Origin of the sequence: Laedolimicola sp. (assembly GCF_051972735.1) — a bacterium.
Taxonomy (GTDB): domain Bacteria; phylum Bacillota; class Clostridia; order Lachnospirales; family Lachnospiraceae; genus Laedolimicola; species Laedolimicola intestinihominis.
In genome coordinates this window covers 1-9,451 of the sequence record NZ_JBOKYU010000062.1, presented here as the reverse complement: position 1 = coordinate 9,451, position 9,451 = coordinate 1, and the positions used below count along the sequence as shown (strand labels likewise).

Genomic DNA, 9,451 nt, shown 5'->3' with positions numbered 1-9,451 from the left:
CTCCTCATGTACCTCGGCCAGGGATTTTTTCAGCCGCGTGATCTCCTCCGCCGTAATTCTGCCGGTCCGGAACTTCTCAATGTCGTTCAGGGCCTGATTGGAGACGCTTTCCACATCCTCCCAGGCCTCCAGCTTCACGGCCAGAGCCGTCCATTTCTCCTCGCTGCGGCCCAGACGTGCATAGGCTTCCTCCAGATTGCGCAGCTTCTCTTCCAGCAGCGCGTAGCCTGTATCGGTCAGCTGTATGTTGATCTCGTGGTACTGCTGCTCCAGATCGGCTGCCAGCGCCTCATTTTCCTGTTCTTTTTCCTTCAGAAGCGCCAGATCTGACTGCCAGAGTCCCAGCTGCTCCTGGGTTTTGCGAATTTCTTCCCGAAGCTGCAGCACCTTAAGCTTCTCCTGCCGGTAATGAAGCCCTGCCAGCTCCTCCTGAGCGCCGGAAAAGGCCTGATACTGCTCCCCGATCCGGTTCAGCTCCTCAATCTCCCGCATGGCAGCCTCGATTTTCCGGCACATGCGGCCATAGAGCTGCACGCTCTCCTGCATATCTTCAATGTGGATGTCCTGCTCCATGCAGATATATTCTTTTACAAAATCTTCCAGCCTTATGTTCATACGGAAGGGAATGGCCCGCTTGAACAGCCGCGGAAATTTCTCCATATCCAGGCCGCCCAGATAGACGTCGTAGAGATTCCGGCGGAAACGCTCGTTGTTGGAGGTGTAAAAATATTCCTCTCGGGTGAAATGCTTTTGCAGATATTCCCGCACCTCACCGGTGGTCATGGTCCGCTCCCGGGTCCTGTAGTCTCCCGAAATCATGCCGCCCTTATGCCAGAAAAACAGACGACCGATTTCGTTTGTAGAAGTGTCCACGTCGAATACCACGCCGATACACTCCTTCTCCTTTGTGGCGCTCTGCTCCATTTCCAGTACGATGGTGGATGAAAAGTTCTTATTTCTCCGATAGGAAATCTGGTTATTCTCCCCGATGTTGATCATACCCCGAAGGTACTCGATCAGGCTTCGATCGGAATCGTCCGCCGCCGCCTTGTTGAAGAAGCCGCGGCCATCAGTGTTGGCATACAGAACGATCTGCATGGCGTCAATCACCGTGGACTTGCCGCTGCCGGAATGACCGGTGAAAAAGTTGATGCTCTCGTTGAGGCTTAAGACCTTCCGGTCAATATAATGCCAGTTATTGAGCCCTATCTTGGTAAATATTTTATAAGCCTGTGTCTGCTGCTCCATCTTCCGACTCCTCTTCCGTTTCCTCAAATGTCTTTACCAGCTCGCCCGCGTCCTCCCGAAGAAGCGCCAGATTGACGCTTGGGTAAATCAGGATTCTGCAGGCCTCGCCCATCTCCTCCAGGCCGTCCAGCAATTCCACCATCTGGTATTTTTTCAGTGCCGCAAAGGCCCGCTTCTGCTCGGTAATCGAAGGCAGACCCCGCACCAGACGGAATTCGCCGAGCTTTCCGTTCAGCTCGCCCACGGTCGTGAAGGCCTGGGTGCTGCTGGATACCGCCGCCATCTTTTCATCGTAAATCAGCTTCAGAAGCAAAAGATACAGGGTCGTCAGCTTCGTCAGACGCTCGCCCGCGCCCTCCGCGCCCCGGATATAAATGATGCCCAGCTCGTAATTCTGTCGGATGGTAATACCGGCCACGGCAAAGTATTCTGTCAGAAATTCCAGATGGTCGGCGCAGAATTCATATTCCCGGTCCGAGGCCATCCGGCCGCTTTTTTTTTCATATTTCCGTTCCAGCAGGAAGGTCTGGGATAAGAGCTTCCGAATCACTGCCTGCATGGTTTCCTGTTCTATAGTGTTCCATTCCTGGTATTGTTCTAACATATGGTTTTCCTAATCCTCTTTTTCTATATCGGTTTTTTCCTGTCTCGGGAAAAAAGCCATCCTGGGGTACCGGTACTCGCCGTTTTCCAGCTGTTCCTCCTGCACGACTACCCGATAAGGGCTGCTGCGCCGCACAGAAAGGTCGTAGGCCAGAATCAGCTTCTCGAAATCTTCGTCGTTCTGAAGCGTAATCCGGTCGGTCTCCAGTACGCCATCCTCCATATGGGAGCCGATGAAATCCTCGATCTCCTTCCTCGTAAAGCGATGGCGAATCTGATTCATCCGCAGAATATCCTCCCGGGACATTTCCTTTGGCTTCTCCTCCCCGGTCAGTTCATCCTCAAAGCGTCTGCGCCGCCGCTGCCGGTACAGGGGCTGCTCGTTCAGCACGGAGAATCCGGTGAGCTGCATACGCTCTGCCACCCGCGCCAGCTTCTCCGCCTGCTCCTCTGGCTCCCGGTCGGCACCCAGATGGTTCAGAAGCTGCACCAGCAGGCCGTGACGCTCAGTCTCATCGCTTAAGAGATAATTCAGACGGCTGACTGTGGCTCGGATGTATTTGCTGTGCTCCCGATCCATATTGGCGATGCGATGCTCGATGTCGTCAAAGCCGCGCTCGATCTGATCCACCAAATCCAGCATTTCCGTCTCCTGCTCCGGGGCGATCTCCGGTTCCTCCCGCATACTTCGCAGGCATCGCTTGATATCCATCTTGTAAATATAGAAATTGTCGCTGGTCTTCAGGATGTGGTATTTCTGCTGGACAGCGGTCTCCACGAAACCATCCAGATGCTCCTTCAACAGATTTTTATAATTCTTCTGCTCCAGCAGACGCTCGAAAAACTTGTCCATGTTGTGCAGCATATCCTGCAGGGCCTTGTTCAGCTTCTTCGTGTTGACCAGGGCCGTTTTCAGCATGGACAGATTTTTACGCCGGTCATTTTTAAAGGAAAAGAGCGTGGCGTACACGTTCTGGATGTAAACCTGCGTCTCCTCCATCTGCTCATTGACCAGACGGTCGAAGGAGTCGATCATAATCGCCGCGTAATCGGGGATTACGATATTGACCGTCATCGCGGCGTAATCCTCCACCCGGCGCAGCCATTTGTGGCGCAGGAGCCAGCCAAGGATACGACCCGGAAGGGCGCTGTGCTCCTCCTCGTCGGTCTCGTCCTCCTCCCGCTCAAAGCTCCAGGCGGATTCCCGGCACATGTCCGTCAGAATCTGCACACAGGCCTCCCTGCTCAGGAAATAATTGTTATACTGATATTCGTCATTGATGGCCAGCAGGGCCTCGATGTACACGTCCCGGTTACCCGAGCGGAACAGACTCCAGAATTCTGCCGGTATCTCATATAAAAACTGCACTTCGTTCTCCTTTTATGGTCGGTTTTAATTGTTATTGTGAACGCAGTGAACAATAACTCGTAATCTGATCCGCGATCATTTCCGCAGGCTCCCGCTTTCCGTTTTTCTCCCACTGAATAAACACATTCAGCAATGCCCCGCCATAGAAATAGAGTTCGTAGACCGGGATTTTATAATGGGGCATGATGCGCTTCATCATGTAATCGTTCATGGCGTCCTGGATGATGTAGAGAAGCTTCACGTCCACCAGCTTCAGGATGAATACCGAGTACCGGTCGAAATATTTGAGTGCGTGGATAATGCTGCTACGGTCATGGAAGCGTCCCACCTGCTCCTCCCTGCATTCGCGGATATAGCCCGCCACGATCTCGTGAAAGAAATCCGTCAGCGCGTCCTCCTTCGTCTCATAATAATGATAAAAGGTCACCCGGGACACGCCAGCCCGCTTTACGATGTCCGACACCTTGATTTTCTCATATTCCTTCTTGTCCATCAGGGCGAAAACCGCCTCGCCGATGCACATACGGGTGAAACGGGTTCTTTTATTGTGATTTTGGGAAAATAAATTCAAAATAAGTTCTCCTTACGGATATTTCATAACAAAAATAACACCTGTACGGGCAGAGTATTTCTGCACATACAGATGTTATTATAGCACAGTTTTCACTGTTCGAAAAGCCATCAGTTACACCAGGTCGTCTATGACCTCCTGCACCGTCTCCATTCGTTCTGCCTTCCAGGCGTCTGCCCCGCAGAACAAAAGCCCGTTCTCTGCATCGCCCTTCACGGCCTGAATCAGCGCTTCGGTAATACAGTAGGGAATTTCCGCCGGCTTACAGCCTTTGATGCAGCCACGGCAGCGCTTTGGCGGAAATTTTTCCCCGCCCATAACACGCTCGGCAAGGGAATTGCGGATGGCCCGGCCCGGCATGCCTACCGGACTTTTTACGAGCATCACATCCTCTTTCCGTGCTTTGATATAAGCCTGCTTATAACGCTCATCCGCGTCACATTCCTCCGTGGTCACAAAACGGCTTGCCACCTGAATAGCGTCCACGCCCAGAGCAAACGCCTCGTCCGCTTTCTCCCGACTGCTGATGCCGCCGCCCAGCACCACCGGAATTTTTCTGGAAAATTTTTCCTCGTATTCCTGTACCTTCGCGATGATTCTTTTCACTTCTTCCCGGTAAGTCACTGCGTCAAAGAAAGAAAGCTGCTCCCCGGTAAAACCCAGGTGTCCTCCGGCCTTTGGCCCCTCGATGACCAGAAAATCCGGCACCCGGTTCCATTTTTTTGCCCAGTACTTCAGAATCACGGCAGCAGACTTCTCCGTGGAGACAATAGGCGCCAGCTTCACATCGCTTCCGGCTGCATAGCCGGGTAAATCCACGGGAAGCCCCGCGCCGGATACGATAAAATCCGCTCCTCCCTTCACAGCCTGCCTTACATAATCTGCGTAGTGCTGCATGGCCACCATAATATTAAAGCCTACCACGCCACCCTTTGCAATTCTCCGGGCTTTATTCAATTCCTTATCCATGGCCCGCAGATTGGCTTCCAACGTGCGGGTGTCAAAATCCGGTTCCCGAAAACCGATCTGGGCTGCCGAGATGGCTCCCGCGCCGCCTGCCGCCGCCACTGCGCCCGCCAGGCCGCCGAGACTCACCCCGACGCCCATGCCGCCCTGAAAAATGGGTCTTCGAAGCGTCAAATCTCCGATTTTTAATTCTTTCTGCTTCATATCCTCTCTCTGCAACGTTTCATCCACGTTTTTACTCTTTCTCAGTGGTTCCTATCTGACGGAATCGGTGATAGCGCTGTTCTGCCAGCTCCCGGCCACTCATTTCTCCATATTTATTCAGGAACTCTTCGACTGCTCTCTCAAGAGACGCAGTCACCTGGTACAGATTTTCCTCTGTAAAATGCTCCGGCTCCGGAAATACACGCTCCACCATGCCTGAAGCCTTTAGCTCCGCCGCCGTGAGGCGCATACATTCTGCCGCGTGCTTTGCCCTCTTGCTGTCCTTCCAGAGAATGCTGGCAAAGCCCTCCGGCGAAAGTATGGAATATACAGAATTTTCCAGCATCCACACTTCATTTCCCACTGCCAGGGCCAGCGCGCCGCCGCTGCCGCCCTCTCCGATGATGACGCTAAGAACCGGCACCTTCAGAGCGGACATTTCGTAGATATTGCGGGCGATGGCCTCTCCCTGGCCACGTTCCTCCGCCTCCACACCGCAGGCCGCGCCCGGGGTGTCCACGAAGCAGATCACGGGACGTCCGAATTTCTCCGCCTGACGCATCAGCCGCAGAGCCTTGCGGTAGCCGTCCGGGGAACACATGCCGAAGTTCTGAGCCTTTTCCTGGGAAATGACTGTAACCGGGCGGCCCAGGAAGGTGGCGATACCGCCAAGGACCGCGCGGTCGTCCGCAAAAAGGCGGTCGCCGTGAAGCTCATAGAAATCCTCAAACAGGGCTGCGATATAGGCGTGACCGCGGGGCCGCTTTTTATCGCGGGAGAGCTGGACGCGCTCCCAGGCTGTTTTATCTGAACCGGTCCTTTGCAGCTGTCTGCCAACTGCTTTCTGTGGCTGCTGCGCTTCTGCTATCGCCCTGCCCTTACCCGGCGCCCGATGCACCCGCAGAATATCGCTCAGGGTCTGTTTCAGCTCGCCCCGTTCTACGATCCGATCGATAAAGCCATGCTCCAGCAGAAACTCTGCCCGTTGAAAGCCCTTCGGCAGCTTCTGCCCGGTGGTCTGCTCGATAACCCTGGGTCCTGCGAATCCGATCAGCGCGCCCGGCTCTGCCAGAATAATATCGCCCTCCATGGCGAAGCTGGCAGTGACGCCGCCGGTGGTCGGATCAGTCAGCACCGTGATATAGAGTAAGCCTGCGTCGGAATGGCGTTTGAGCGCTGCGCTGGTCTTGGCCATCTGCATCAGGGAAAAGATGCCCTCCTGCATTCTGGCCCCGCCGGAACAGGTAAAGAGAATCAGCGGCAGGCGTTCCCTTGTGGCCCGTTCCGCTGCCCGGGTGATTTTCTCTCCCACAGCCTCGCCCATGCTGGCCATAAGGAAGCGTCCGTCCATGACGCCAAGCACCGTCTCCTGTCCGCCGACGCGGCATTTCCCGGTGACAACAGCCTCCCGAAGACCTGTCTTCAGACGGGTGGCTGCCAGTTTTTCCTCGTAACCCGGGTAATCCAGCGGATTTCCGCCTGTCAAATCCTGATCCCACTCCTCAAAGCTTCCCTCGTCGGCCACCCGGCGGACGCGCTCCCGGGCATGGACGCGGAAATATCCCTTACATCTGGGACATATATAATAATTTTTCTTCACATCCTCGGTCACGATAGCGCCGCCGCACATATTACATTTGGACAGAAGTCCTTCGGGGACCTCGGGACGGCGGGTGCTGCCGCCGAGGATTCTTTTATTCGTTTTCTTAAATACATGATCCAGATTCATATGTCTATCCTCTATCTTCATCCAATTCCGGCTGCAATATTTGATATCCGGTCCGACAATTTCAGATTACCTGCTGTCTGTCATTGATAAACTCAATATCCACATTACCCTTCCGAAAATCTTCATCCTCCAGAATTCCATACTGGTAGTTCACATTCGTGTCTACGCCCTCGATAATCACCTCGCCCAGAGCGCTCTCCATCTTCCGGATAGCTTCGCTTCTGGTTCTGGCCCAGACACTGATTTTCGCAATCATGGAATCGTAGTAAGGCGGTATCGTATACCCGCTGTAAATAGCGGAGTCAATACGGATGCCCTTGCCGCCCGGCAGATGAAGTCCTGTCACCGTACCCGGACAGGGCCGGAAATTCTCCTCCGGCTTCTCCGCGTTGATGCGGACCTCGATGGCGTGGCCACGGATCTGAACCTGTTCCTGGGTGATCCCAAGCTTCTTTCCGGATGCAATGCGGATCTGCTCCTTGATCAGGTCAATGCCCGTAATCCATTCCGTTACCGGATGCTCCACCTGAATTCTGGTATTCATTTCCATGAAATAGTAGTTTCCATTCTTTTCCAGCAGAAATTCAATGGTTCCGGCGTTCACATAGCCTGCCGCCTTTGCCGCGCGCACTGCCGTCTCACCCATTTCCCGGCGTTGTTCCTCTGAAAGAGCCGGGCTTGGCGCTTCCTCAATCATCTTCTGGTGGTTTCGCTGGATGGAGCAGTCCCGTTCTCCCAGGTGAATCACATTGCCGAAGCTGTCGGCCAGAATCTGAAATTCGATGTGTCTCGGATGGGTGATAAAATGCTCAATGTACATGGAATCGTCGCCGAAGGCCTGCTTTGCCTCAGCCTGCGCCAGGCGGAAATTCTGCTCAAATTCATCGGCGTTCTCCGCCACGCGCATACCCTTTCCGCCGCCTCCCAGAGCCGCCTTGATCATGACCGGATAACCGATGCGTCCCGCTTCCTCCGCGCCCTTTTTCGGATCGTAAACGGCCTCCTTGGTACCGGGAATTACCGGCACGCCTGCAGCCACCATGGTATTGCGGGCCTCCTGCTTATTGCCCAGCTTCGCAATGACGTCTGAACCGGGACCGATAAAAATGATGCCGCATTTCTCGCAAAGCTCCGCGAACTTACTGTTCTCCGACAGCAGCCCGAAGCCCGGATGAATGGCGTCTGCGCCGGAAATAATCGTGGCGCTGATTATTTTCTCCATGGAGAGATAGCTGTCGCCTAAGGCCGCCGGACCGATGCAGACTGCCTCGTCCGCCAGCTTGGCGTGCAGGGCTTCCCGGTCGGCCTCGGAATAGACCGCCACCGTCTCGATTCCCATTTCCCTGCAGGCCCGGATGATGCGCACCGCGATTTCGCCGCGGTTGGCTACCAGAACTTTTCTAATCATAAAAAACTCCTATTTACCCAATCATAAAGGTCAGCTCCGCGCGCACGACTACCCTTCCGTCCACACTGGCAATGGCCTCGCCCACGCCCACCGGCCCTTTCCGTTTGATAATTCTTGTCTCCAGCCGCAGCTTGTCGCCGGGCACTACCTTCCCTTTGAATTTGCATTTATCAATGGCTCCAAAGTACGCGGTCTTTCCCCGGTTTTCCGGCAGGGACAAAATCGCCACCGCACCCACCTGGGCCAGGGCCTCCACGGTCAGCACGCCCGGCATCACCGGCTCCTGGGGGAAATGTCCTGCAAAGAAATCCTCCCGGTAGCTGACGCATTTATAACCAACGGCAAACTCTCCGGGCTCGTAATCCTCGATGTAATCCACCAGCAGAAATGGGTGGCGGTGGGGAATGATTTCTTTTATCTGATTGATATCCAGATGCTTCATACTACGCCTCCTCAATCACAAACAACGGCTGGCCGTACTCCACGGCCTCTGCGTTTTCTGCGCAGACCTCCCGGACGACACCGTCACAGTCGCTGGTAATCTCGTTCATCAGCTTCATGGCTTCCACGATGCCCACAACCTGACCCTTTTTTACCGAATCGCCCGCCTTTACGAAGGGATCCGCGTCCTCGGACGGGGCGGTATAGAATACACCCACCAGAGGGGAGGTAATCGTTTTGCCGGGCTTCTGTGTGTCGGGTACCTGGCTCACGGTATCTAGCTCTGCCGCTGTTCCTGCTGCGCGGACAGCTGAACCTTCCGTTGTCAGACCCACCTTTGCGCCTGTTAAAAGCTGCTCTGCGCTTAAGGCTGAGGACCCGTTGACCCGGATCTTCTGCTTCTTCTTTTCCAGCTTTATCTTCGTCCCGTTCTGCTCGTAGACAAAGCTGTCCAGACTGGAGGCGGAAACACTGTCAATTAGCTTTAAGATATTTTCAAATTCCATATTCCATATCCTCCTACGCTTCATACTTCTTCAGAAGCAGGCTGGCGTTGTGTCCGCCAAAGCCCAGGGAATTGGTAAGCGCATAGCGTACCTCTTTTTCCACCGGCGCGCCGATGGCGTAATTCAGGTCGCACTCCTCATCCGTTTCCCGGGTTCCCACCGTCTGGTGAATATAATTTTCCTCCACCGCTTTCGCGCAGACTACAAACTCCACGCCGCCTGCCGCGCCCAACAGGTGGCCAATCATGGACTTGGTGGAATTGATAACCACGTCCTTTGCCGCTTCACCGAAGGCTGCCTTGATGGCCCGGGTCTCGTAAAGGTCATTGTGATGAGTAGCCGTTCCGTGGGCGTTGATATAATCCACCTCTGACGGCCGGACGCCGCCCTCTTTTATGGCCAGCTC

The 9,451-nt window shown here is 54.5% G+C and carries 9 protein-coding genes and 1 pseudogene; all 10 read right to left on the bottom strand.

Annotation, left to right across the window (positions count from 1 at the left end; genetic code table 11):
• Positions 1-1,248, bottom strand: a 1,248-nt coding sequence (locus tag ACTRC3_RS10910) for an ATP-binding protein (RefSeq protein ID WP_440323082.1), incomplete at its 3' end; no start/stop codon positions are given.
• Positions 1,223-1,852 (bottom strand): DUF4194 domain-containing protein, encoded by a 630-nt coding sequence (locus ACTRC3_RS10905; RefSeq protein WP_440323081.1) that lies wholly within the window; start codon positions 1,850-1,852, stop codon positions 1,223-1,225. The genes ACTRC3_RS10910 and ACTRC3_RS10905, both read right to left, overlap by 26 nt.
• A 9-nt stretch (positions 1,853-1,861) precedes the next feature.
• Positions 1,862-3,220 carry a Wadjet anti-phage system protein JetA family protein gene (locus ACTRC3_RS10900; RefSeq protein WP_440323080.1) on the bottom strand — a complete coding sequence of 453 codons (1,359 nt, stop codon included), beginning with the start codon at positions 3,218-3,220 and terminating at the stop codon, positions 1,862-1,864.
• 31 nt (positions 3,221-3,251) lie between these two features.
• Entirely contained in the window at positions 3,252-3,791 is a 540-nt protein-coding gene (locus ACTRC3_RS10895; RefSeq protein ID WP_440323079.1) for a TetR/AcrR family transcriptional regulator, read from the bottom strand.
• A 114-nt stretch (positions 3,792-3,905) separates the two neighbouring features.
• Complete coding sequence (locus tag ACTRC3_RS10890) at positions 3,906-4,961, bottom strand: NAD(P)H-dependent flavin oxidoreductase (RefSeq protein WP_440323078.1); 1,056 nt, start codon at positions 4,959-4,961, stop codon at positions 3,906-3,908.
• A 31-nt stretch (positions 4,962-4,992) separates the two neighbouring features.
• The gene (gene accD, locus ACTRC3_RS10885) at positions 4,993-6,690 is read right to left on the bottom strand and encodes an acetyl-CoA carboxylase, carboxyltransferase subunit beta (protein WP_440323077.1); all 1,698 of its coding nucleotides are present in this window, start codon (positions 6,688-6,690) and stop codon (positions 4,993-4,995) included.
• Positions 6,691-6,751: 61 nt separating this feature from the next.
• Positions 6,752-8,098: an acetyl-CoA carboxylase biotin carboxylase subunit gene (locus ACTRC3_RS10880; protein ID WP_178039210.1), complete on the bottom strand. Its 1,347-nt coding sequence runs from the start codon at positions 8,096-8,098 to the stop codon at positions 6,752-6,754.
• Positions 8,099-8,111: 13 nt separating this feature from the next.
• The gene (gene fabZ / locus ACTRC3_RS10875) at positions 8,112-8,540 is read right to left on the bottom strand and encodes a 3-hydroxyacyl-ACP dehydratase FabZ (protein ID WP_349165418.1); all 429 of its coding nucleotides are present in this window, start codon (positions 8,538-8,540) and stop codon (positions 8,112-8,114) included.
• A gap of 1 nt (position 8,541) precedes the next feature.
• Positions 8,542-9,045: an acetyl-CoA carboxylase biotin carboxyl carrier protein gene (accB, locus tag ACTRC3_RS10870; RefSeq protein WP_349165417.1), complete on the bottom strand. Its 504-nt coding sequence runs from the start codon at positions 9,043-9,045 to the stop codon at positions 8,542-8,544.
• Positions 9,046-9,058: 13 nt separating this feature from the next.
• Positions 9,059-9,451: pseudogene (locus tag ACTRC3_RS10865) on the bottom strand (beta-ketoacyl-[acyl-carrier-protein] synthase II); the annotation flags it as partial.

Excerpts from the sequence above, each read along its gene's own strand:
- ACTRC3_RS10905 (WP_440323081.1), bottom strand. The coding sequence starts at position 1,852 with ATGTTAGAACAATACCAGGAATGGAACACTATAGAACAGGAAACCATG.
- ACTRC3_RS10890 (WP_440323078.1), bottom strand. The coding sequence starts at position 4,961 with ATGAAGCAGAAAGAATTAAAAATCGGAGATTTGACGCTTCGAAGACCC.
- accD (WP_440323077.1), bottom strand. The coding sequence starts at position 6,690 with ATGAATCTGGATCATGTATTTAAGAAAACGAATAAAAGAATCCTCGGC.
- ACTRC3_RS10880 (WP_178039210.1), bottom strand. The coding sequence starts at position 8,098 with ATGATTAGAAAAGTTCTGGTAGCCAACCGCGGCGAAATCGCGGTGCGC.
- fabZ (WP_349165418.1), bottom strand. The coding sequence starts at position 8,540 with ATGAAGCATCTGGATATCAATCAGATAAAAGAAATCATTCCCCACCGC.
- accB (WP_349165417.1), bottom strand. The coding sequence starts at position 9,045 with ATGGAATTTGAAAATATCTTAAAGCTAATTGACAGTGTTTCCGCCTCC.